This window comes from Mycobacteroides sp. CBMA 271 (assembly GCF_009729205.1).
Lineage (GTDB): Bacteria > Actinomycetota > Actinomycetes > Mycobacteriales > Mycobacteriaceae > Mycobacterium.
In genome coordinates, this window is sequence record NZ_VTHB01000004.1 from 409392 (window position 1) to 432213 (window position 22822).

The 22822-nt window shown below is 64.2% G+C and carries 20 protein-coding genes; 13 read left to right on the forward strand and 7 right to left on the reverse strand.

Annotated features, from left to right (window positions below):
• Positions 1-10: 10 nt before the first annotated feature.
• The 7 genes from nuoL (at position 11) to FZI91_RS13345 (ending at position 10025) form a co-directional block, all read left to right on the forward strand.
• Positions 11-1909, forward strand: coding sequence for an NADH-quinone oxidoreductase subunit L (gene nuoL, locus FZI91_RS13315; RefSeq protein ID WP_309224153.1), 1899 nt, complete (start codon positions 11-13; stop codon positions 1907-1909).
• Between the two features lie 5 nt (positions 1910-1914).
• A complete protein-coding gene (locus FZI91_RS13320; protein ID WP_155939427.1) occupies positions 1915-3510 on the forward strand; it encodes an NADH-quinone oxidoreductase subunit M in 1596 nt (531 codons plus the stop codon).
• Positions 3507-5117, forward strand: coding sequence for an NADH-quinone oxidoreductase subunit NuoN (gene nuoN, locus FZI91_RS13325; protein ID WP_155939428.1), 1611 nt, complete (start codon positions 3507-3509; stop codon positions 5115-5117). The genes FZI91_RS13320 and nuoN overlap by 4 nt, the downstream gene beginning before the upstream one ends.
• Positions 5118-5348: 231 nt before the next feature.
• Entirely contained in the window at positions 5349-7229 is a 1881-nt protein-coding gene (locus FZI91_RS13330) for a hypothetical protein (RefSeq protein WP_239001839.1), read from the forward strand.
• 99 nt (positions 7230-7328) lie between these two features.
• Complete coding sequence (locus FZI91_RS13335; RefSeq protein WP_155939429.1) at positions 7329-8570, forward strand: fatty acid desaturase; 1242 nt, start codon at positions 7329-7331, stop codon at positions 8568-8570.
• An 89-nt stretch (positions 8571-8659) separates the two neighbouring features.
• The gene (locus FZI91_RS13340) at positions 8660-9346 is read left to right on the forward strand and encodes an ABC transporter permease (protein WP_375234377.1); all 687 of its coding nucleotides are present in this window, start codon (positions 8660-8662) and stop codon (positions 9344-9346) included.
• 34 nt (positions 9347-9380) lie between these two features.
• Complete coding sequence (locus FZI91_RS13345; RefSeq protein WP_162526391.1) at positions 9381-10025, forward strand: MOSC domain-containing protein; 645 nt, start codon at positions 9381-9383, stop codon at positions 10023-10025.
• A gap of 5 nt (positions 10026-10030) precedes the next feature.
• Here the strand turns inward: FZI91_RS13345 and FZI91_RS13350 are convergent, their stop codons facing one another.
• Both FZI91_RS13350 and FZI91_RS13355 read right to left on the reverse strand, forming a co-directional pair.
• Positions 10031-10834 carry a thioesterase family protein gene (locus tag FZI91_RS13350; protein WP_155939430.1) on the reverse strand — a complete coding sequence of 268 codons (804 nt, stop codon included), beginning with the start codon at positions 10832-10834 and terminating at the stop codon, positions 10031-10033.
• Complete coding sequence (locus FZI91_RS13355; protein ID WP_155939431.1) at positions 10831-11754, reverse strand: RecB family exonuclease; 924 nt, start codon at positions 11752-11754, stop codon at positions 10831-10833. The genes FZI91_RS13350 and FZI91_RS13355 overlap by 4 nt, the downstream gene beginning before the upstream one ends.
• A 190-nt stretch (positions 11755-11944) precedes the next feature.
• Here FZI91_RS13355 and FZI91_RS13360 point away from each other — a divergent pair, with 190 nt between their 5' ends.
• Positions 11945-12865, forward strand: a complete 921-nt coding sequence (locus FZI91_RS13360; RefSeq protein WP_155939432.1) for an acyl-ACP desaturase — start codon at positions 11945-11947, stop codon at positions 12863-12865.
• Positions 12866-12874: 9 nt separating this feature from the next.
• On the opposite strand, the gene FZI91_RS13365 is transcribed toward FZI91_RS13360, so the two are convergent.
• A complete protein-coding gene (locus FZI91_RS13365) occupies positions 12875-14185 on the reverse strand; it encodes a DEAD/DEAH box helicase (RefSeq protein ID WP_162526392.1) in 1311 nt (436 codons plus the stop codon).
• A 299-nt stretch (positions 14186-14484) separates the two neighbouring features.
• Here FZI91_RS13365 and FZI91_RS13370 point away from each other — a divergent pair, with 299 nt between their 5' ends.
• The gene (locus FZI91_RS13370) at positions 14485-15321 is read left to right on the forward strand and encodes a tRNA (adenine-N1)-methyltransferase (RefSeq protein ID WP_155939434.1); all 837 of its coding nucleotides are present in this window, start codon (positions 14485-14487) and stop codon (positions 15319-15321) included.
• Positions 15322-15328: 7 nt separating this feature from the next.
• Here FZI91_RS13370 and FZI91_RS13375 read toward each other — a convergent pair whose 3' ends face one another.
• Positions 15329-15895, reverse strand: a complete 567-nt coding sequence (locus tag FZI91_RS13375; RefSeq protein ID WP_155939435.1) for a hypothetical protein — start codon at positions 15893-15895, stop codon at positions 15329-15331.
• A gap of 117 nt (positions 15896-16012) precedes the next feature.
• Positions 16013-16528 (reverse strand): hypothetical protein, encoded by a 516-nt coding sequence (locus FZI91_RS13380; RefSeq protein ID WP_155939575.1) that lies wholly within the window; start codon positions 16526-16528, stop codon positions 16013-16015.
• Positions 16529-16691: 163 nt separating this feature from the next.
• On the opposite strand from FZI91_RS13380, the gene arc reads away from it, so the two are divergent.
• The gene (gene arc / locus FZI91_RS13385; protein WP_155939436.1) at positions 16692-18500 is read left to right on the forward strand and encodes a proteasome ATPase; all 1809 of its coding nucleotides are present in this window, start codon (positions 16692-16694) and stop codon (positions 18498-18500) included.
• 58 nt (positions 18501-18558) lie between these two features.
• On the opposite strand, the gene FZI91_RS13390 is transcribed toward arc, so the two are convergent.
• Positions 18559-19434, reverse strand: coding sequence for an SAM-dependent methyltransferase (locus FZI91_RS13390; RefSeq protein WP_155939437.1), 876 nt, complete (start codon positions 19432-19434; stop codon positions 18559-18561).
• Between the two features lie 142 nt (positions 19435-19576).
• On the opposite strand from FZI91_RS13390, the gene FZI91_RS13395 reads away from it, so the two are divergent.
• The gene (locus tag FZI91_RS13395; RefSeq protein WP_239001841.1) at positions 19577-20185 is read left to right on the forward strand and encodes a maleylpyruvate isomerase family mycothiol-dependent enzyme; all 609 of its coding nucleotides are present in this window, start codon (positions 19577-19579) and stop codon (positions 20183-20185) included.
• On the opposite strand, the gene FZI91_RS13400 is transcribed toward FZI91_RS13395, so the two are convergent.
• Complete coding sequence (locus FZI91_RS13400; protein ID WP_309224154.1) at positions 20182-21330, reverse strand: hypothetical protein; 1149 nt, start codon at positions 21328-21330, stop codon at positions 20182-20184. The two genes, FZI91_RS13395 and FZI91_RS13400, sit on opposite strands and share 4 nt — an antisense overlap.
• Before the next feature lie 241 nt (positions 21331-21571).
• On the opposite strand from FZI91_RS13400, the gene FZI91_RS13405 reads away from it, so the two are divergent.
• Positions 21572-22054, forward strand: a complete 483-nt coding sequence (locus FZI91_RS13405; protein ID WP_155939578.1) for a sigma-70 family RNA polymerase sigma factor — start codon at positions 21572-21574, stop codon at positions 22052-22054.
• Entirely contained in the window at positions 22051-22797 is a 747-nt protein-coding gene (locus FZI91_RS13410; protein ID WP_155939438.1) for an anti-sigma factor, read from the forward strand. The genes FZI91_RS13405 and FZI91_RS13410 overlap by 4 nt, the downstream gene beginning before the upstream one ends.
• Positions 22798-22822 lie beyond the last annotated feature (25 nt).

Genomic DNA, 22822 nt, shown 5'->3' on the forward strand with positions numbered 1-22822 from the left:
GGGAGTATCCGTGATATGGCTCATGCCGGCACTGCCCCTGGCGGGTGCCGTCGTTCTCCTGCTCGTCGGCCGCCGAGGCGACGCCTGGGGGCACCTCCTGGGCTGCGCGACGGCGCTGGCGTCCTTCCTGGTTGCCGTTGTCTCATTTGTCGGCATGGTGGGCCGGCCCGGAACCGAAAGGGTGGTGCACGAGCACCTTTTCAGCTGGGTGCCGGTCGGGGCGCTGCACGTCGACTTCGGGTTGACCCTGGATCAGCTGTCGGTGTGCTTCGCGCTGCTCATCACCGGGGTGGGTTCACTGATCCACATCTACTCGATCGGATACATGGCGCACGATTCCGAACGGCGAAGGTTTTTCGGTTATTTGAATCTGTTCCTGGCGGCCATGCTGCTGCTGGTGCTCGCCGACAGCTTCCTGGGGCTCTACGTGGGCTGGGAAGGGGTGGGTCTGGCGTCCTATCTGCTGATCGGGTTCTGGTATCAGAAACCGTCGGCGGCCGCCGCGGCCAAGAAGGCATTCATCGTCAACCGGGTCGGCGACATGGGTCTGGCCCTGGCCATGATGTTGATGTTCGCAACCTTCGGCTCGGTCGGCTTCGCTCAGGTGCTCGGGTCGGCGGGTGCGGCCGGCGAGAGTCGCGACACCGCAATCGGACTGGCGTTGCTGTTGGCCGCCTGCGGAAAATCGGCTCAGGTGCCGCTGCAGTCCTGGCTCGGCGACGCCATGGAAGGCCCCACCCCGGTGTCGGCGCTCATCCATGCCGCCACCATGGTGACCGCGGGCGTCTACCTGATTACCCGATCCGGCCCGATCTTCGAACACGCCCCGTACGCACAGGCCGCCGTGGTGATCGTCGGCGCCGTCACCCTGCTCTTCGGTGCGATCATCGGCTGCGCCAAGGACGACATCAAGAAAGCCCTTGCCGCGAGCACGATGTCGCAGATCGGCTACATGGTGCTCGCGGCTGGGCTCGGGCCGGCCGGATACGCGGTGGCGATCATGCATCTGCTCACGCACGGATTCTTCAAGGCCGGGCTGTTCCTCGGCGCCGGCTCGGTCATGCACGGCATGAACGAAGAGACCGACATGCGCCGCTACGGCGGGTTGCGCACCGTCATGCCGATCACGTTTGTGACCTTCGGCCTCGGTTACCTTGCCATCATTGGTGTTCCGCCGTTCGCGGGGTTCTTTTCCAAGGACAAGATCATTGAGGTTGCCTTCGGACACGGCGGCGCCGGAGGCTTCCTGCTGGGCGCCGCGGCGCTGCTGGGCGCCGGAATCACCGCGTTCTACATGACGCGGGTAATGCTCATGACGTTCTTCGGTAAAGCACGGTGGGCGTCCGCGATGAGCCGCTCGGGCGAAGAGCATCAAGCACCGGCTCACCCACATGAGTCGCCATCGGTGATGACGTGGCCGATGATCGTGCTCGCCGTCGGTTCAGTGGGTGCGGGATTCCTGCTGAGCTTCGGTGGAGCCCTGCAGAATTGGCTGGAGCCGGTCGTTGGTGCTCACCATGGTGAGCTGCCCGTCCCGGCATGGGTGATCAGTGTCGTCACCGTCGCGGTGGTGCTGTGCGGGGTGGGTGTGGCGTACCGGATGTACCGCGCCGAGATCCCCGAGACGGCGCCGCAGGGCTCGGTGCTGACCGTTGCCGCGCGTCGAGACCTCTACGGCGATGCGCTCAACGAGGCGGTATTCATGCGTCCCGGACAGCGGCTCACCCGCGGCCTGGTGCTCGCCGACGACAAGGGAGTCGATGGCCTGGTCAACGGCGTTGCCTCCACGCTGGGCGCGGTTTCCGGCTGGGTCCGGCACATGCAGACCGGCCACGTCCGCTCCTACGCGTTATCCATGTGTGCCGGCGCGGCTCTCGTAGTGGCGGCGTTGATGGCAGTGAGGTGGTGAATGCCATGGGTGTCGTGACAGCTCTCTGGCTCATTCCATTGGCGGCGGCCGGCGCCGTGCTGGCGATGCCGACTCACCAGCGCACATTGGCGAAGTACACCGCGCTCGGCGCCTCGCTGCTCGTATTGATCCTCGCCCTCGGGCTGGCCGTTGCCTTCGAGCCTGGTGGCCCGCAGTACCAATTCGTCGAATCGCATTCGTGGATACCGGCATTCGGGATGAAGTACGTGGTAGGTCTCGACGGCATCGGCCTCGCATTGGTGCTGCTCACGGCCGGACTTCTTCCCGTCCTGCTGCTGGCCGGATGGAACGACGGCGCTGAGGCCCCCGGGTACGCCAACCGTCCAGTGGCGCAACGTTATGTCGCACTGATCCTGGTCGTGGAATCCATGGTGCTGCTGTCTTTCAGTGCTCTGGACGTGCTGCTGTTCTATATCTTCTTCGAGGCGATGCTCATCCCGATGTATTTCCTCATCGGGGGATTCGGAAGTGCACACTCGGATGCTAAGCAGCGGTCCCGCGCTGCGGTGAAATTCCTGATGTACAACCTTTTTGGCGGGCTGATCATGCTGGCCGCGGTGATCGGGCTGTACGTGGTCACCGCGCAAAGTCGGCCGGACCACCAAGTGGGTACCTTCGATCTGCGCGATATCACTGAAATGGTGGCCACCGGGGCACTCGGGATCGATCCGGGCATCGCCAAGGCGCTGTTCCTGGGATTCATGTTCGCATTCGCGGTCAAGGCCCCGCTGTGGCCGTTCCATACGTGGCTGCCCGATGCCGCGGTGCACGCCACCCCGGCGAGCGCGGTGCTGATGATGGCGATCGTCGACAAGGTGGGCACCTTTGCGATGCTGCGATACTGCATCCAGCTGTTCCCCGATGCCAGTAGGTATTTCACGCCGGTGATCATCACACTGGCCGTTGTCGGCATCATCTATGGTGCGATCGCGGCCATCGGCCAGACCGATGTGATGCGTCTGATCGCCTACACCTCGATATCGCACTTCGGTTTCATCATCCTGGGTATCTTTGCGATGACCAGTCAAGGGCAATCGGGATCGATGCTGTATATGGTAAACCACGGTATATCCACCGCCGCATTGATGTTGGTGGCCGGTTTCCTGGTGTCCCGCAAGGGGACCCGTCTCATCGCCGCATACGGCGGGGTGCAGAAGGTGGCGCCGGTGCTCGCCGGATCCTTCTTGGTGGCCGGTCTGGCCACCCTGTCCCTACCCGGGTTGGCACCGTTCATCAGCGAATTCCTAGTTTTGGTAGGAACATTCACGCGTTATCCGGTCGCCGCGGCGTGTTCCGTGATCGCATTGGTCCTGGCTGCCATCTACGTGCTGTGGATGTACCAGCGGATGATGACGGGACCACTGGCCCCCGGAAACGAGAGCATCGGTGATCTCAAACGCCGTGAACTCGCCGTGGTGGCGCCGTTGGTCGCGCTGCTGCTGGTGTTGGGCATCTATCCCAAGCCGCTGCTGGATATCGTGAATCCCGCTGTGGAACAGACGTTACGCACCGTCAATGAGAAGGATCCGTCGCCGGCGGTCGCGGATGTGGCACTCCGGCATGAAGGTGAGCGACGATGACCGATATCGGGATCCTTCCGGCTCCGTCGATCGCCTACGGTGCGCTCTCACCGATGCTCATCATGTTCGGCGCCGCGGTGGTGTCTGTTCTGGTGGAGGCGTTTGCGCCGCGGCGCTATCGGCTTGTCACCCAACTGGTGCTGGCAGGCGGCGGCGTGCTCGGTTCCTTCATTGCCGTGGTGGCGCTGGCCGGTTCGCGTGAGGTGGTGATGAACGGTGCGGTGGCCATCGATGGCCCCACACTGTTTCTGCAGGGGCTCATCCTGGTGGCTTCGGCGCTGGCGCTGACGGTCATGGCCCAGCGCAGAGCGACCGCGGCACTGCCCGGAAAGGTCTCGGTGGGGAATGGGCTCGATGCCTTTGCCGCGCAGGCCTCCAGCGTTCCGGGCGGCGAGCCGGAACGGGTGCTGAATCGGACCGGTATCACCCAGACCGAGATCTTCCCGCTGACACTGTTCGCCATCGCCGGCATGATGCTGTTTCCGGCGTGCAACGACCTGTTGACCATGTTCGTTGCGCTGGAGGTATTTTCGCTTCCGCTCTATGTGATGTGCGCGCTTGCCCGGCGCCGCCGTCTGTTGTCGCAGGAGTCGGCACTCAAGTACTTCCTGCTTGGCGCCTTCTCGTCCGCGTTCTTTTTGTTCGGTTCGGCTTTTGTGTATGGATACGCGGGAACGGTCGAACTCGATGCCGTCGCGCGTGCGGTGAGCGCGGATGCGGGGGAGAGGTCTTTCCTGCTACTCGGTGTCGCCATGCTGTCGGTGGGCCTGCTGTTCAAGATAGGGGCGGTGCCTTTCCATTTCTGGGTCCCCGACGTGTATCAGGGGGCGCCGACCCCCGTCACCGCCTTCATGGCGGCCACCACCAAGATCGCGGCCTTCGGTGGGCTGCTGCGGGTTCTCTACGTCGCGCTGCCGGGCATCGCATCCGATTGGCGCCCGGTGCTCTGGGCGGTGGCCATCGCCACCATGCTGATCGGATCAATCGGCGCCGTGACGCAGACCGATGTGAAGCGAATGCTGGCCTATTCGGCGGTGGCGCACACCGGATTTCTGCTCACCGGTGTCGCCGCCGCCAACGAGCGCGGCGTTTCGTCGACGCTATTCTATTTGGCTGCATACGGTTTCAGCACCGTAGGGGCGTTCGCCGTCGCCGGGCTGGTGCGCTCGGGTAACACAGACGATGGTGCGGACGGCGACTTCGACGATGACGACGAGGTGACCGATCTGAGTCGATGGGCGGGAATAGGTCGCCGGGCTCCGGTGCTCGGCATCGTCTTCGCCCTGTTTCTACTCGCATTCGCGGGCATCCCGTTGACGAGCGGATTCGTCGGCAAGTTCGCGGTGTTCGAGGCGGCGGCTTCCGGTGGTGCGGTTCCCCTAGTGGTGGTGGGTGTGGTGTGTAGCGCGATCGCCGCGTACTTCTACGTGCGGGTCATCGTGTTGATGTTCTTCGCCGACCCGGTCGAGGATTCGGGGGTGCTTCGGATTCCCGGTCCGGCGGTGGCGATATCGATCGGGGTCAGTGCCTTTGTCACCGTGCTGCTGGGCGTCGTGCCTCAGCCGCTGCTCGAGCTGGTCGGGAATCTAGCCAGTTTCGTGAAGTGAGCAATGCGGGGCGGATTCGCGCCTCACATATAGAGACTAGAAGCTCTATTTGTATATATAGTCACTCGGCATGGACGAATGTTGCCCAAACTCTCGTCGTGCAGCAGGTGGTTGCGCACCGCCGTTGTTTCTCCGCGTGCCGCGGACCAGACGGAGCGGAGCAAGTAGTAGCGAAACAACGACACCTGCGATAACGCAGCAGATCATGGATCCACTCTAGTGGGAATATCGATGAGCAGCGACACCCTGCCTGCGCCGCTTCCGGGGCGCGCCGCACTCGCGGGACCGGTTACCTCAAAAAAACTACAACGGACGTTAGCTGTCTACCTTTTGGTTGCGGCCAGTGGGCTGGGGTTGGCCGTGACGTCGCAATCGCCGACGTGGACCGCCTTCGGGCTCGGTCTGATCTCGCCGGGCGGGGGGCTATGGCTCGTGGCCTCGCCCGGCCAGGCAGCTGTCGCCGTTGTGGTGGTGATCGTCTTGGGTGGTCTGGTCTGGATCCTGTCCGGGGCCATGTTCGTGTGGCCATTGCTATGGATCGGTGCTGCGGGATTGGCTGCCCATCACGCCTCCGGGCACCACCTCACTGTGTGGCCGGCGGCGCGGTGGCTCGTTCCCGTTGTCACGGGGCTCTTCCTGGCGGGCTGCATAGCGGCGCGCGCGGTCGCATGGGTAATCGCCCGACGACGTACCGAAACGGTCAATGCTCGTCTGGCTGAACATGTTCGAACTCCCCGTGTGTGGCCGTCGACTCCGCCTGTTGAGCCGGGCGGCCAAGATCTTGGCCTGCTGCGATATCTACTCAATCTCGTGCTGCAACCAGTGGATTCGTTCGAGGGATTCGATCTCATCGATCAGTTTCAGACCAGCTCGATCCGGTACCAGCTGACCGCAGTGCAGACGGCACTTGCCGTGTATCAGTCGGCACACACGCCGGCGTTCGGCGGCTACTTGGTCGAGGCCCAACAGGCGACGGTGCGCAAGATGACTGATGCGCGCGTGTGGCGATATTGGTTCTGGGAGAACCTGATCGGAAATTTCCGGATCGACCGTGATCCGGTAGCGAGGGACAACATCATGTTCAGCGGGTACCTCGGGGCGATGCTCGGCACCTATCGCCTCGGGACGAGTGACACTAGCTTCGACATCGAGGGTTGCCTGGTTTTTCGGTCGGGTGGACATGAATTCCGATACGACCACGGGCGCGTCGCGCAGGCCGTGCACACCAACATGATCCGTGGGGAGTTCTGCCTCTATCCGTGCGAGCCGAATTTCATCTACCCGGTGTGCAACGCGATCGGCCTGGCAGGACTGTTTGCGTATGACGAGAGTCACGGGACTTCGCTGGCTGCACAGGTCATCCCGCGTTTTCGGAAATCGTGGGACGAGGAGTTCCTGGCTTACTCCGGGCGCCCTCTCCTCATGCGTTCGAGCAGGCTCGGCCTGACTCTTCCCATGCTGCGCATGGCCGCCAATGACGCAGCCATTGCCGCGGTGCTGCAGCCCGTCTTGCCTGATATTGCTCATAGAACGTGGAACATTATGCGGGACGACGCAATTCGGTTCCGCGATGGCGAGATCGATGTTCGGATGGCCCCGTGGGAACGAGTGGACCCGGGAACGTACCGGCCATCGTCGGCGGCGACATACGCGGCGCTGGCCGCCGCGGCGGCGGTCCTGGGTGATGGAGAAATCAGGGAGGGAATGCTCGCTGCGGTCGAGCGGTGTGCCGTCCGCGATACCAGGGAGGGCATGAGCTACTTCCCGCGTTTGTCGGTCCTCACCAACGCTGGTTACGCCGCTGCACGATTCCATCGGGCGGCGGTCGCGACGGCGGATGCGACATCGCCGATGCTGGCGGAGGTTGCCTATCCTGACGTGCTGGTTGCCCGAGCGGTCGCACTCGGCGGCGAGCTGAGCATGATCCTCGAGCCAGGTGACGGTCCGAGGGCCCACGAGCCGCTGCGCTTGGCTCGGCTCCATCCGGGGCGTCGGTATCGGCTGATTGGCGGCGGTCAGGAGCACGAGGTGACGGCGAGTGCCGCAGGGGAGGCGATTGTCCATATCCGGCTACACGAACGCTGCACGTTCAGCCTCTGCCCCGCGCCGTAGTCGTTGATCTCGGAAGTCACCACCTGTAGCGCTCCCATTTACCGACGAGTAACCTACGGGACCGTAGGGTGACGGTATCGTGATCGCGGAAGGAGGCCGATGGCAATCACAGATATCTCGGCATTCACGCATCTCACCAGTGCGGACGTCGAGAACCTAGCTGTTGAGCTCGATGGGCTTCGGCGCGAGATCGAGGAGTCGCGCGGCACGCGCGACGCCAGGTACATCCGGCGCACCATCGCCGCGCAACGCGCCCTCGAGCTGACCGGCCGGGTGCTGCTGGCGGCAAGCAAGAAACGCTCCGCATGGTGGGCAGGGACGGTGACGCTCGCGGTTGCCAAGATCATCGAGAACATGGAGATCGGCCACAACGTCCTGCACGGTCAGTGGGACTGGATGAACGATCCCGAGATCCACTCCTCAACGTGGGAATGGGACATGGCCGGTGCTGCCAAGCATTGGCAGGTCACGCATAACGTCGAGCACCACAAGTACACCAACATCCTGGACCTGGACGACGATGTGGGCTACGGAATCCTGCGAGTGACACGTGACGAGCCGTGGAAGGTTCGCAACCTCCTGAACCTGCCCCTCAACTTCATACTTGCCGCCGGATTCGAGTGGGGGATCGCCCTGCAACACTTGGAGTTCCGGAAGTTTTGGACGAAGGAAACCCGCGCGGCAACCGCGCTGCGGGTGCGTGAGCTGACCACCTCGGCAGGCAAGCAGGTCTTCAAGGACTACGTGGCGTTCCCTGCGCTCACCGCGCTGTCGCCGGGGGCGAGCTACCGCTCCACTCTGACCGCCACCGCGACGGCCAACGTGATCCGAAACTTCTGGTCCAACGCGGTCATTTTCTGCGGACATTTCCCGGACGGCGCCGAGAAATTCACCGAGACGGACATGGAGAACGAGACGCGGGGCCAGTGGTACCTGCGCCAGCTTTTGGGCAGCGCTAACTTCAACGCCGGCCCGACGATGCGCCTGATGAGCGGCAATTTGTGCCACCAGATCGAACATCACATCTACCCGGATCTGCCCAGCAACCGGCTGCACGAGATCTCGGTGCGGGTGCGGGACATCTGCGATCGTTACGACCTGCCGTACACCACCGGCTCGATGCTTTTCCAATATGCGAAGACCTGGCGGACCATCGCGAAATTGTCTCTGCCCGACCGATTCCTGCGCGCCACCGCCGACAATGCGCCGGAAACACGTAGCGAGCGGATGTTCGTCATGCTCGAGACTCCCGTCGCCGAACAGCCTTCGGACCAGCGGCGCGGACTCAAGACCGCCATCGCCATGGTGCGGGAGCGGCGTCGCAAGAAGGTTGCCGCCTAGCTTCTGCGCCGCAGGGTGCGGCAGGGCCTCTTTGGCGGATTTTCGTGATTCCGCCGCGGCGGCGGGCAGAACGCGATATGTAGTCATGGGTGACCACGTATCTAGAAGCCCCCAGAACGGCCGCGGCGGACCGAGGGGACAGTCCGATCTTGAGTTCTGCCGAGAAGCCCAGGCGCTCCGTCGGCGGTTTCTTGGCGATGGCACGCGATACGTTCGTCACGATGCTGACTCGCCCACCCGCCGTGCCCGAATTCTTCCGGCAGGCGTGGTCGATATCCAGAGCGTCACTGTTGCCCATGTGCATGGTGGCCATACCGCTGGCAGTGCTGTTGGTACTCATCCTCGAGGCCTTGGTTTTCGGCCCAACGGGATTCCCGACGCACGCTGTCTTGGTGGCGGCGGCTACGGGTGCCACCGTGCTCTTTGCCGAAGCTGATTCGTCGCAGTTACAACAGGAGATCGACGCCATCCGACTCAGGGGCAAAGACGCCATGCAAGGGTTCGTTGTCCCACGCGTCCTTGCCACCGCGGTTGCCGCGGTACCCCTGGCGGCAGTCGCGGTGGGGGCGGCGGGTGTCTTCTTCTTCTCGTCCTTCGGCAAGCACACTCCGATAAGTCAATTCACCGGCAACCTGACGCAGCTGATAAGCCCCACTAACGTCCTCATTCTGGTGGTCGAGGCTGCGGTCCTTGGGTTCATTGGGGGCCTGATCGCCTGCTACAAGGCCGTTTCCGCATTGAGTCGGCCGGTGGCCACGGAGGGTGGCGCCGCCTAGGCTCCAGCACTGCCGCGCTCCGTACCCTGGTGGAGTGGCAACAGTCCTGACGGTGAACATCGGTACGCTGCGTGCGAACCCGGCGCGCGGAGCTACGCCCACCGGAATCGACAAGCGTCCCAGCGATTCGGCGGTCATCGTTCGCGCACCTGTTGCGGCGGTCGGCAGCGGCCTGGACGGCGACGCCATCGGCGATCACAGCGTGCACGGTGGAAACGATCAAGCCGTGTACGCGTACGCCCGAGAAGATCTGGACTGGTGGCAAGACGCACTCGGCCAGGAACTCGGCAACGGACAGTTCGGTGAGAACCTGACCACCCGCGATATCGACGTGACGGACGCGCGAATCGGTGAGCAATGGCACATCGGGACCGACGGTCTTGTGTTGGAAGTGTCGGCCCCGCGGATACCGTGTCGGACCTTCGCGGCCTGGCTGGATCTGCAAGGTTGGGTCAAAACCTTTACGGTGCAAGCCATTCCCGGCGCATACTTACGGGTGGTTTCGCCGGGCGCAGTGCGCAAGGGTGATTGCATCACCGTCCGGAACCGGCCCGAGCATGATGTGAGCGTGGGGCTTGCATTCCGTGCGCTCACCCGGGAACAAGAGCTGCTCCCGCAACTTTTGGACGCACACGCGCTGCCGGCGCGAATCAAGGAGACGGTCATCCGCAGAAGCTGAGGTGACTACCGCCGCTGCACGAGCACCGTCTGCGCGCTGGTGCCGATGTAGCCGTGGCGGTCGAAGATTTCTGCGTTGGTCACTCCGACCCCGTCGGGCCCGACCGACATGCGGGCACGCACGCCAAAATCGTCTCCTTGCGGAATTCGATGCACATGCATCACGGTGTCGGTGTTCATGTAGACGAACCGCAGTGGATTGAGTACCGCACCAATTCCGTTGGCGGAGTCGATCACCGAGGCGAGGCGCTGCCATGGTGTGGTCGGCTCGGCATCGACGATGTGCGCGTGCGGTCGCATCCAGGCCACCTGTGCGTCACCCTCGGGCACCGAGAACCATTGAAAATCAACGGACTTGGCATAACCGGAGCCTTCGAACCCGGGCGGTTTCGGGGCGCCCGGGTAGTCGGGCAGTGGCGGGTATCGGTCGCTGGCCTTGTCGGCGGTCACTGACGTAGCCAGTAGCCAGGCGCTGGCCCGCGCGACCGCTCGGTATCCGCCGTTGGCGTGCGCCTCCATCTCGGCGACGGCAAGCGCGATCCGGCGGCCCGGCCGCTCGATCCAGGCCCGCACCCGCACCGGTTCCAGGGGCACCGCGCCCAGGATGTCCAACGCCACCCGCCCGATTCGCAGGCTCTCGCGCGGCTCGGGTAACTCCTCGATGGCCTTGAGTAACAACGCCATAGGGGGCGAGCCGTGCTGCAGATTCGGGCCCCAACCGCTCGCGGTCAGCTCGGTGGGCTCGAACATCTGGAACTCGCCGGCCGGTTCCAGCCGTCGGTAGTAATAGCCCGTCAGGTCCAATGTCATGCGGCATCTCCCGGAATCGCGGTCGCGGCGTCTTCGGCGTCTTCGATATCGGAGTCGGAGACGCCGTAATCAGCGGGCCAGCCCGGGTAGGGCGGCGGGGTGCCGCCGAAGGCGGGGCACAATGACTTATGCGCGCACCAATCGCACAGTCGGGATGGGTTCGGTCGGAAATCGCCTGTGGTGCCCAGGTTTTGAATCGTCTTCCAGATCGCCATCAGCGTCTTCTCGAACTTGAGTAGCTCTGCCTCGTCCGGGCTGTAGTCGAGGACTTCGCCGTCGGAGAGGTACAGCAGCCGTAGCCGCCGGGGTACCACGCCGCGGGTGCGATACAACGCCACCGCGTAGAACTTCATCTGGAACAAGGCCTTAGCCTCGAACAAGGCGCGGGGTGAGCGTCCGGTTTTGTAGTCCACCAGTCGCATCGCGCCCCCGGGGGCGACATCGATGCGGTCGACGAAGCCGCGCAGCATCGTGCCATCGGACAACTCGACCTCGACGCGTTCCTCGCAACTGTCGGGGTCAAATCCCGTGGGATCTTCGAGCCGGTAGTAGCCGGACAACAGGTCGCGTGCCTCGTCGAGGAATCGTGGCAAGCGTTCGGCTTCGACGACCTCGGCCAGTTCGGGCTTCGACTCCACGAGACGCTCCCACGCGGGCTCCACTAAACCGGCGGCGGTGGCGTACTCGCGTTCGGCCGCGGGGCGCGCGTACAGATCTTCCAAGGCGGCGTGCACCAGGCTGCCGCGCACCTGTGCGGTCGACGCGGGCTCGGGGAGCCGGTCGATCGCGCGGAACCGGTATAGCAGCGGGCACTGTTTGAAGTCGCTGGCGCGTGAAGGAGACAGCGCCGGCCGGCGCCGCGGCCGGTTCTGCGTGGTTTCCTCCGCGGATGAGCCGCTTGCGCGAAGACCGTCCTCCATGGTTGGCAGCGTAGGCAACGGGTCCGACAACACGCCACCGACACGCCAACGCAGGCATATAGCCAGGTAGCGTCGCCGTCCGATCGTCCGCGTAACCCGCAGCGGTTCACCGAATCGGCCACCCATTTTTCTGTAACTTACGGTACCGTAGGTTAGGGATGGTCGATCGACTGCGAGAGAGGTGGATGAGATGGTGACTGGTTTACAAACGCGATTACTCACCGAGTTGGAGCCCGTTGTCGAGGCGAATCTCGAACGGCATCTAGGGGCCGCGCGGCCCTGGTCTCCACACGATTACGTGCCCTGGAGTAGGGGTCGGGACTTCGCATTCCTCGGGGGTGAGGACTGGAAACCGGAGGACAGCCCGCTCGACCCGGTGGCGCAGTCGGCGTTGGTCGTCAACCTCTTGACCGAAGACAACCTGCCGTCGTATCACCGGGAGATCGCCACGAGATTCGGGCGCGACGGTGCGTGGGGGACATGGGTGGGCCAATGGACCGCCGAGGAAGGGCGGCACAGCATCGCGCTACGCGACTACCTGGTGGTCACCCGCGGCGTCGACCCGGACAACCTCGAAGCAATGCGTATGGCGCACACCGTGGCCGGTTATGACTCGGGCGATAAGACGCCGCTGGAGGCGCTGGCCTATGTGTCATTCCAGGAGCTGGCCACCCGAATATCCCATCGCAACACCGGAAGGGCCTCGGGTTGTCCGATTGCCGACCAGCTGTTGGCGCGGGTCGCGCTGGACGAGAACCTGCACATGGTCTTCTACCGCAATCTCATGTCGGCAGCGCTCGACATCGAGCCCGATGCCGCGATGCAGGCGATCTGCAAGGAGATCGTCGGCTTCTCGATGCCTGGTATGGGCATGGCGGGTTTTGCGCAGAACGCGATAGCCATAGCCAAGGCCGGCATCTACGACCTGCGCATCCACCACGACGACGTCCTGCAGCCCATCCTGCGTTTCTGGCAGGTGTTCGAACGTGCCGACATCGGGCCAGAGGGTGAGCAGGCCCGCGAGACTCTTGCGAAATTCCTTGCTGCCGTGGATGACCGCGCAAAGTACTACGAAGAGAAGGCTGCCGCGCGCCTGGCTAGGGGCGCGTGAGCGCCTGACCTACTTCGGGCTGGCGCTGCCCGCTCTGCGCGTGGACCGCTGGCCGTTCCCGCTGCGTCGCGGTGCACGTGCCGGACGACCCTCGGCGCCACCGCGGTGCCTTTGCTGGCGTTGGCCACGCTGATTGTTCGCCGCGGGTGATCCGGTAACCTTTTGCGCGGGAGCGGGTTTCACGTACGGCGCGATCTCGCCGACCAACGTCTTGACCTCGTCGGAATGGGCCGTCACCTGCTGCGGGGTGGCTGTGATGGCCGCCTTGCGCAACAGCTGAGTGACGTCGCGGCGCTGCTCAGGAAGCACCACGGTCACCACGTCGCCGGCGCCGCCGGCGCGCGCGGTACGGCCCGAGCGGTGCAGGTACGCCTTGTGTTCGGCGGGCGGGTCGACGTGCACCACCAGTGTCACGTCATCGACATGGACGCCGCGGGCGGCGACATCCGTCGCGACCAGCACACGTGCCTCGCCGTTGGAAAAGGCCGCGAGATTACGGTCACGTGCACCCTGAGAAAGGTTGCCGTGCAAGTCAACCGATGGGATACCCGACTGATTGAGCTGCTGCGCAAGCCGTTTCGCCTGATGCTTGGTGCGCATGAACAGAATGCGTCGCCCGGTGCCGGAGGCCAGCGTGTTGACGAGATCACGCTTGGCGTCGGGGCCGCTGACGGTGAACACATGATGGGTCATTGCGGCGACAGGGGAGTCGACCGAATCGACCGAATGCTCGGCGGGGTTGTGCAGGAATCGCTTGACGAGCTTGTCGACATCGTTATCGAGGGTGGCCGAGAACAGCAGGCGCTGACCGGAACTCGGCGTCGCGGCCAGCAGTCGGGTCACAACCGGGAGAAAACCGAGGTCTGCCATGTGGTCGGCCTCGTCCAGGACGCAGATCTGCACGGCGTCCAGAGTCAGATGACGTTGCTTCAGAAGATCTTCCAGGCGTCCTGGGCAGGCGACCACGATGTCGACGCCGGCCGAGAGGGCTTGGACCTGCCGGTGCTGGGAGACGCCACCGAAGATCGTGGTGACCTTGAGGCGGCAGGCTGTCGCCAAAGGTTCGATGACTGCACTGATTTGGGTCGCAAGCTCCCGTGTCGGCGCAAGCACGAGTGCGCGCGGCTTGCCCGGCGCCCGGTTGCCACTGGCGATACGGGCGACAACGGGAATGGAGAACGCGAGGGTTTTTCCGCTGCCGGTCTTGCCGCGGGCCAGTACGTCACGTCCGCCGAGTGTGTCTGGAAGGGTCGCGGCCTGGATGGGGAACGGCGCGCTGATTCCCTGGCCCTGCAAGACATCGATAAATGGTGCGGGCACGCCGAGAGAATCAAATGTGGGTTGAGACATGGGTGTTTGAACGCCTTTCGAGGCATCGTGGTGGCGAGATTGCCGATGGGCAATATCGATCGCCGAGAGAAGAGCCTGAAAGTCAGCGTGGCTGACGCAAGAAACGTTCTTCGACGCGAGCGCGAAAATCAGCGCTCAATGCAAGACAGTACTGCCTCTTGGCGTCGATAGCTAAATCTGTGCGGCGAAACACAGTGGTAAGACTGCGCTATCTGTCGGGTAGATCGGCCCATTAGCAATCGTCAACCCATACCTGGCAAGGTGAGCGCATGTCTCGAACCGGACCATTTGTCGTCGGCGATCGCGTACAACTGACGGACCCCAAGGGTCGGCACTACACGATGGTGCTGGAGCCAGGCAAGGAATTTCACACCCACCGCGGCGCAGTCGTGCACGACGAGGTGATCGGCATTGCCGAAGGCAGCGTCGTGAAGTCCACCAACGGCGATCAGTTCCTGGTGCTGCGTCCGTTGCTCGTCGACTATGTGTTGTCGATGCCGCGTGGCGCCCAGGTGATCTACCCGAAGGATGCCGCGCAGATCGTGCACGACGGTGACGTCTTTCCCGGCGCGCGGGTGCTGGAGGCCGGCGCGGGTTCGGGCGCTCTCACCTGTTCACTGCTGCGAGCAGTGGGGCCCGAGGGAACGGTGATCTCTTACGAGATTCGTGAGGATCACGCCGAACACGCTGTGCGTAACGTCACAACGTTCTTCGGTGAGCGACCAGGCAACTGGGAGCTTGTGCTCGGCGATCTTGCTGAGCGGCCGGCCGACGCCGGCGAGGTCGACCGGGTGGTCCTGGACATGCTGGCGCCCTGGGAGGTTTTGCCGGCGGTCGCCGAATCGCTGGTGCCCGGCGGCGTGCTGATCGTCTACGTCGCTACCGTCACCCAGCTGTCACGTGTGGTCGAGGCGTTGCGAGAGCAGCAATGCTGGACCGAGCCGCGGTCCTGGGAAACGATGCAGCGCGGCTGGAACGTCGTGGGCCTGGCGGTGCGACCCGAGCACAACATGCGCGGCCACACCGCGTTCTTGGTCAGCGCCCGCCGCCTGGCGCCGGGCACGATCACCCCGACGCCGCTGCGGCGTAAGCGCTTACCGAGCTAGGGCTCGCCTAGGGGGTGGGCGTAGGGGCAGGCGCTTCACTCGGCACGCCAGTACCCGCGAGTGAGGTTCCGGTCTTGAGTAGCAGGTCGGAAGTCCGCTTCGACAGTTTCCAGCCGCCACTCTCGGGCGAGAAGGACATCGGGACGGCGAATCCGCCCATCTTCGGGCTGGGGCTGTTGATGGTGACAACGGCATCGACGTCGCCCGGCGTCTCCGTCGACCACTTGGGGTCCTTCACGGTGAACGATAGCGGCGAGAACCCGGCGTCACCGATCGCTTTGGTGAACTTATCCAGCTGCTCGGGGGTGGCGCCCTGCACGGCGCTGACCTTTTCGGTGCCCGGCAGGTTCGGATCGGCGAGGCGGTTCAGGACGTCGGTGAGCACCGCCGGATCCGGCAGCGGATGATCCGGGACGGCCGCGGCGGCAGCCGACGATGCCGTCTGCGTCGCCGACGACGTGGCCGGACCTGCCTTATCGCTCGAGCTGCTGCAAGCGGTCAGGGCGAGAAAGGCTGCGCTGGCGGCGACGACAGCGAGACCAAAGTGACGGGCCATGATCGAGGTGACTCCCATTCGACGTATCGGCTAAGTCTGTCGGCGAAATCGTTCGACAGTGCGGTGACAATGTGCGGTGATCGGGTTCGTGAAAATCTTTCCGCCGTCCATCGCGCGGTTCTACGTCCTACCGTTCTACCGCCCAGACTTACCGGACGCCGCCTGGATCAGTGAAATGGCCGATGCCTTACTGATCTTCCAGCCGTCCTGATTCACGAAGTTGACCTTCGTGGAGTAGGCCTGCGTTCTGGGACCGCTGATGGTGACCGCGGCTGCGGCCAGGCCCGGACCGGTGGACTTGATATCGGACACGGTGAATGCGAGCGGTAGGAAACCGTCACGGTTGGCGTTCTTGAAGGCGCGGTCGGCATAGATCGCCTCGCCGGCGCCAATGCCGCCCTCGACGAGACCGCCCTTGGCAAGGGCCGACACGCCCGGATCGGCGAGCGAGTACAGCAAACCGCTCAGCTCGTCGGAGGTGGGCGCCGCTTCGGCCGGGTCGGCGGGTACGTCCATCGGAACATCCCACGCTGCGGGGACCACGGCGGTTGGCATAGCGGTCGTTGCTGCGGGACCAGGAGAGCTGGCTGTCGGCATGGCCAGGCCAACCGCTGCCACCGTGAGTAAACCCAGCATGGCGGCCCCCGACATACTGGTTCGTGAGCTCACGGTTGTCCTTTCGATCTACCTGAATGTGACGAACGCTAACAGCGTAGACGTCCTAGGCAACGGGTAGACCCCGCACGGCTTGCCAATCGCCGGTAGCGTTGAAGTATCCACCGCACCAATTCTCGGTGTGGGAAAGGAGGACATCATGAGTGAGTCGGAGCGTTCTGAGGCGTTCAGCACACCGGATGCCGCCGAAGTGGAGCGGCTACGCCGAGAGATTGCCGCGCTGCGCCAACAGCTGGAAGACAGCGCCACGCACGCGCCCGGTGATGCCGCTCGCCTCCGCGATCTCAATCAGCTCGAGGCCCGCGTCGACTCTCTGAACGCGCGCAACGCCAAGTTGATGGACACCCTCAAGGAGGCCCGTCAGCAGCTCTTAGCGCTCCGCGAGGAGGTCGACCGGCTGGGGCAGCCGCCGAGTGGTTACGGCGTGCTGCTGGCCGTGCAGGCCGACGAGACGGTGGACGTGTTCACCTCAGGCCGCAAGATGCGCGTGACCTGCTCTCCCAACATCGAGACCAGTGAGCTGCGCCGCGGACAAACTGTGCGTCTCAACGAGGCGCTCACCGTAGTCGAGGCCGGCAACTTCGAATCGGTCGGTGAGATCAGCACTTTGCGGGAGTTGCTCGACGACGGGCACCGGGCACTCGTGGTGGGGCATGCCGATGAGGAACGCATCGTCTGGCTGGCCGATCCGCTGATTGCACCTGACCTCGCGGACAAGACGGACGACGACAATGACGATGACCTGAAGCCGCGGAAACTGCGGCCCGGCGATTCGTTGCTGGTGGACACCAAGGCCGGATACGCCTTCGAGCGCATTCCCAAGGCCGAGGTCGAGGACCTGGTGTTGGAAGAGGTTCCGGACGTCAGCTACAGCGACATCGGTGGTCTGACCCGACAGATCGAGCAGATCCGCGATGCGGTCGAGCTGCCGTTCCTGCACAAGGACCTTTACCGGGAGTACGCACTGCGCCCGCCCAAGGGTGTGCTGCTCTACGGACCACCCGGATGCGGAAAGACCCTTATCGCCAAGGCCGTTGCCAACTCGTTGGCCAAGAAGATGGCCGAGGTGCGCGGCGACGACTCGCGCGAGGCGAAGTCGTACTTCCTGAACATCAAGGGCCCGGAGCTGCTCAACAAGTTCGTCGGTGAGACCGAGCGGCATATCCGCTTGATCTTCCAGCGGGCCCGCGAAAAGGCTTCCGAGGGAACGCCCGTCATCGTCTTCTTTGACGAGATGGACTCGATCTTCCGCACCCGTGGAACCGGTGTCAGCTCCGATGTGGAGACGACGGTGGTGCCTCAGCTGCTCAGTGAGATCGACGGTGTCGAGGGCCTCGAGAACGTCATCGTCATCGGTGCCTCCAACCGCGAGGACATGATCGACCCGGCGATCCTGCGGCCCGGCCGCCTGGACGTCAAGATCAAGATCGAGCGACCGGATGCCGAATCGGCACAGGACATCTTCTCGAAGTACCTCACCGAGAAGCTGCCGGTGCACGCCGACGATCTGGCCGAGTTCGGCGGAGACCGCGGGTTGACAGTCAAGGCGATGATCGAGAAGGTCGTGGACCGGATGTACGCCGAGATCGACGACAACCGGTTCCTGGAGGTCACCTATGCCAACGGTGACAAGGAAGTCATGTACTTCAAGGACTTCAACTCCGGGGCAATGATTCAGAACGTCGTGGACCGCGCGAAGAAGAACGCCATCAAGGCGGTGCTCGAGACTGGGCAGCGGGGCTTGCGGATTCAGCATCTGCTGGATTCGATCGTCGACGAGTTCGCCGAGAACGAGGACCTGCCCAACACCACCAATCCGGATGACTGGGCACGGATCTCGGGCAAGAAGGGCGAGCGGATCGTCTACATCCGCACGCTGGTCACCGGCAAGTCGTCCAGTGCCAGCCGCGCCATCGACACCGAATCGAGCCTGGGCCAGTACCTGTAACGCTTGAACGCCGAGCGTGAAGCTGTTGCGGAGAATCACGCGGAAACCCGCTATAACTTCACACTCGGCGCGCGGTCATCACCGCCTGCCAGTCGCCGGGGGCGAGCCGACGCGCGTCGGCGGGATCATAGCGGCCCAGAAGGTCTGGAACGCGTAGGTGTTCGATCGTCTGAAAGCCGTGGCGCGCAAGCAATTCATCGACCTGAACACTCGTCATCCCTGTGCGATACGGCTCGCCCCGTCGCGTCACGGACTTGGACACCCGACGCACCTCGGGGCGCGGGCTGTGGTGGCCGACGATGTCGGGATCGCCGTAGTCCATAAGGAGCCTGCTGCCCGGCGCGCAGAGCTTTGCCAACTGCGTCAGCGTCGATTCGAGCGCGGCCTCCGTGAGGTAGTACGTCACCCCGAGCCACACCACGAGTGCCGTTGCGGCCGTATCGAATCCGGCATCGAGTAGGAGGGTTGTTACGTCGTCATGCTCGAAGTCGCACGGAACCCAGACGAGCCGCGACCCATCGGCGCCGCTCGAGTGCATGCGGATCTGCTTCGCGCGCTGCGTAGTGGGTGCGTCCACCTCGAACACCGTGACAGGCGAGGAGCCTAGGTGCTGGCTCGTTGTGTCGAAGCCCGCGCCTAGCACCACTACCTGGGTGATACCGGCGACCGCTGCAGACCGGACCTGGTCATCGGACACCCGCCGCCGCAACACGATGTGGGCGTGCAATCCGGCGCACCAACGATCCACCAGACGCAGTCCCCAGCGCGCGAGGCGTGGTGACGTCAGCGTGGCACGCAACAGCGGATTGGTGACGAACCGTCCGGACGGGTGATCGTTCAGCAGGCCGTCGCGCTGAAGGGACTCGGCCGCCCGCTGCCATGCGTTGAACTGTGCGGTCAGGCTTGCACTTTGGTCGAGTCGTCGCTTGGGCATACCGCGAGAATAGAGAGACGCGGTGGTCGAAATTGACGTGCTGGCAGTGCATGGCAGTGCCTGGCAGGTTGCGGCGGTGCTGGTGAGGGCGATCGACCTAGCATGACGAGCACAGCCCACATCAGCCCACATGGGAGGACGTATGAAGCCCAAGGAAATGCTCGCCGCCGAACGTGCCAGCTTGGCCGAGTTCCTACACACGCTGTCCGAAGATGACTGGTTGGCGCCGTCATTGTGCGACGGATGGACCGTCCGCGATGTGGTGGCGCACGCGTCAGTCGACGCGGTCTCGCTAGGTGCGTATCTGGGGACCGCACTGCGAAACCCGTCGATCAACAAACTCAACGGCGCCCTCATCGAACGCACCGGACATTTGTCGAATCGGGACCTGCTGCGTCATTTCGAGTCGGCGGTACAACCCGGCGCCTTCGGCAAGATGGCGCCGGCGGCGCTTCATACCGACGCCATGGTGCATCACCAGGACATCAGGCGACCATTGGGGAGGCCGCGGACCATACCCGAGCAGCGGCTGGTCTTCGCCCTAGACCATCCGGATTTTGGTGCGCACCCTAAGCGGTACACCAAAGGGCTGCGTTTCGTGGCAACCGATGTGCCTGGGTGGGCCAAGGGAACCGGGCCCGAGGTGCGCGGCACCGGGGAGGCCTTGGTGCTGGCGATGGCGGGCCGCCCCGTGGTGCTCGGCGAACTGGACGGCGACGGTGTACCGACCTTGGCTGATCGCATGCGCTAAACGCGCGCGGCAACCAGGTAGGCGTCGCGGCCCGCCAGACTCACCGCGACATCGGCAATCAGTGGGTCGAAGAATCGGCTGCGGTACTGCGGGTCAACGCTGCTATTGACCGTGAAGTACAGCCCGGAAAGCACCGCGACCAACAGCGCCATGTGAATCAGCGTCTGTGGCACCCCGATTCGGATACCGAACCATGTCCCGGCGCACGGTGGTGCCGCCCCGGAAGGGCAGGTGGCTTCGTTGGACCACAGTGCCATGACGTCGTGGGGCACCGCCACAATGCCGAGCAGCATGAAGAAGGCGAACACCCCGCTGGTGAAGAACGCGACCTGGATTGCCTGGGAGACCACCATGACCAGTAGCACATTCAACCGTTCCGGCCATCGCAAGGCGGGGCTCGGCGCCTCATCTTCGGCGAGGTCCGCCAGTGGCGTCCCCACCAGCAGCGCCCGGGTCGCTGGTTGTCCGGCACGGTTCTCGCGCAGGCTGGCCAGCTCGTCGCGCACAGTCACCGCCATGAACGCCACCGCCGTCAGCGCGAGGAAACCGATTGTCTGCCAGAGTCTTTCTCGGGTGACACGCGCCGACAGCTGCCATAGCTCGCCGGTGAAGAACACCACCACGGTCAACATGAGTAGCGGCAACGCGCGGGACATCAGTGTGCCGAGCGCTCCGAATTGTGTTGAGGCGTAACGCAGTGCCCACAGACCGATAGAACCGGCGCCCAGGTAGGTCAGCCAGATCAGCACCAGCGCGGCCACCAGAAACGCGGGCATCATCGTGGCGGCGGCGGCCCATGTGCCGGTATCGGCGAGGGGCAGCACGATCACGAAGATCGCGATGACGAGCCAGGACAGGGCGCGGCGCACGGTGTCGGCGCGGACGGTACCGAGGCGCTGCAGTGTCGTCAGCACCAACGGCTGCGCCGCCATTAGCAGAGCCAGCACCACCAGAAGGATCATCAGCACGATCGAGCGGGTGTCGTTGTCGGTGGAGACCAATTCGTACAGCGAGACGCCAGCGCCCGCCACCCCGATCATGGGTGCGGAGCGGTCCAGCAGCTCGCGCGAACGGACGCGACGGTCCAGGACGACGGGCAGCCCCCGGCCCAGGAACCACTCATGGACGTCCTCAAGATTGCGCACCACGTCATGATCACCCGAGCGGCGGCGATACCCGTCGACGCAGCGCGGCGTGTTTCTGGGTGTGACGAGCGAAAAGGCTGTTCGGCCGAGTAGAACGCGCGTATTTTGAACCAATCGGGCGGTCGAATCGTGTAACCGTCGGAGGTGTTGCATGGCGGATGGGCAGGCGAAGCCTGACGGGCGTCGCGTAGGCGGCTCGTCGAAGCATGATGGTCTTCGCGCAAGCGGCTCATCATCCCTGATGCGCGCCTTTTACGACGAGTATGCGGGCCCGCTACACCGCTATGTCATGCATCTGACGCACGATTCGGCGCTGGCGGAAGACATCGTGCAGGAGGTGTTGTTGCGGGCGTGGCGGCATCCGACGCTCGTCGACCAGACTGAAGGGTCGGCGCGCGCTTGGCTCTTCACGGTCGCCCACAACCTCGTCCGGGATAACGCACGGAGCTCGCGTTTCCGCAGCGAGATTGCCACCGCAGAGACGCCCGAGTTCGCGGGGCCCGACCAGGTGGACGCGACGCTGGATGCGTGGCTCGTCGCCGAGGCGCTGCGCACACTATCCACCGATCACCGAGCCGTAATCTTGCGTGCGTACTACCGCGGGAGCTCGGTCGCTGATATCTCCGCCGAGCTGGGCGTGCCCGAAGGTACCGTCAAGTCACGCCTGCACTATGGCGTGCGTGCGCTGCGGTTGTCGCTGCAGGAAATGGGGGTCACGCGATGACTGTCGAACATGTCTACTCCGACTGGGATGCGGCCTACGTGTTGGGCGCGTTGTCGTCGGCCGACCGCCGCGAGTACGAGCAGCACCTGGTCGACTGCGCCAGCTGCCAGCGCGCGCTCTCCGAGGTCACCGCGATGCCCGGTCTGTTGTCGAAGGTTGATCGCGGTTACGCCGAGAAGATGGAACTCGAAGACCCTCCGACGCTCGCTAGGCCGGCCACCAGTTGCCCGGTGCAGGCACTGTGGCCCAAGCTGCAGGCTCGGTGGCGCAGGCAGAGCGCCGTGCGTCGGCTCGCCTATGCGGGTGCGCTCGCGGTAGCGGCGGCCATTGCGCTGACGGTGTCGCTGGTTCCGCCGCCCTGGTATCACCGGCCCGCACCGATGAATGTCGCGGCGGGCTCGCTACCGTCGGGTGAGCATTGGCAACCGATGCGCCAGGTAACACCGTCGCCCTTGAGCGCCCAGGTGGCACTGGTTCGCGACGGCGTCGGCACCCGCATCGAAATGTGGTGCAGCTACCCGGTGTACGGCGACGATGCCGATGACACGGCGGCGCCGTATGCGCTGCGGATCGGCACCCGCAACGGCGGGAACATCATCGCCAGTTCGTGGACGGCCAAGCCGGGGTCGACGATGATGACCTCGACGACTATCCCGACGGCGCAGGACCAGATCGAGAGCGTCCAGGTGATCGACAACCATGGCGACGCCTCACCGCTGGTGTTCCTCGAACTGCGCCGCTGACGTTCTCACCCCTTGCGCGGTCCCT